Annotated in this window: 1 protein-coding gene; it reads right to left on the bottom strand. The window is 60.3% G+C overall.

Going from position 1 to position 983, the window contains the following annotated elements; all coding sequences use genetic code 11:
- The coding region (locus Q9295_RS17955; RefSeq protein ID WP_306681960.1) for an IclR family transcriptional regulator at window positions 1-759 on the bottom strand (759 nt) is incomplete at its 3' end.
- Window positions 760-983: the final 224 nt, after the last annotated feature.

Here is a 983-nt window from a genome sequence, read left to right as displayed (position 1 = left end):
GATGCGGACCAATTCGGGCCCCGCCTTCTCAAGGCAGGCCTCTTTGGAAAAAACATCGACAATGCCGCCGCAGGTGATCGCCACGAGGGGCGAGCCATCAGTGGGCCGAAACGCCAAGCCCACGGCGTTGATATAGCTGTACCAATCGCCAAAGGTGCCGACGAAGCCATGTTTGCGGTGGAATTCTTCGGCTCCGCTGACCAGATCGCGGATCTTATTGGCTTGATCGGGCTGAGCCTCGATCAGGTCTTCCACCAGCGCCGCGCGGAGTTCTGGGCGCATCTCGATCATATAGGCTAGGCCCATTGCGGTGCGCCAAATCGGCAGCCGCGAGCCGACGTTCAGCCGTAAGGAGACGGGCGCCAGGGAGCGACAGTTGGCGAGATAGACCATCTCAGTGCCATCGCGGGTGCCCAAGGCGGCGGCGACGCCGCTGTTGTCGGCAAGTTCTTGCATCAAGGGGGTGGCCATATAGACCACGGCCGAGGAGCTGAGCGCACTATAGCCCAGCGAGACGGTGGCCGGGCCGATGCTGTAGCGGCCAAGTTGTTCATCGTAATGCAGATAGCCAAGCTTGATCAAAGTGGCTGTCAGCCGCGAGATCGTGGCTTTGGGCAGGCCGGTGCGGTCGATCAGATCTTGATTGCCCAAGGTGTTATCCCCGGCGCGAAAGGCACGCAGGATCTCAAGCCCGCGCGTCAAAGTGGCGGCGGTGCTGCTGGTATCGGTCGTGTCGCTTGTGGTCTGTCTTTTACGCATTGGTGAGCCAGAGCCTCCAGAACAAAGCTTTGCGGGGGAAAACGTTCACATCCAGTTTAAGGCGGGCAGTTTAGGGCAAGCACTCTAAGGCGACACTTTAAGTCGGGTGCCGCCGCCCAAGGGGTCTTGGGCAGCGGCCGTTTTGTGGGGGCGGCCCTTTGGCTCAACCTTTACGGGTTACGAAGCGTGTTTCGAGATAGGCTTCGATGGCTTCGGATCCGCCT

Source organism: Pseudogemmobacter lacusdianii (genome assembly GCF_030848395.1).
Classification (GTDB): domain Bacteria; phylum Pseudomonadota; class Alphaproteobacteria; order Rhodobacterales; family Rhodobacteraceae; genus Pseudogemmobacter; species Pseudogemmobacter lacusdianii.
This window is presented reverse-complemented; position numbering and strand designations above follow the sequence as displayed.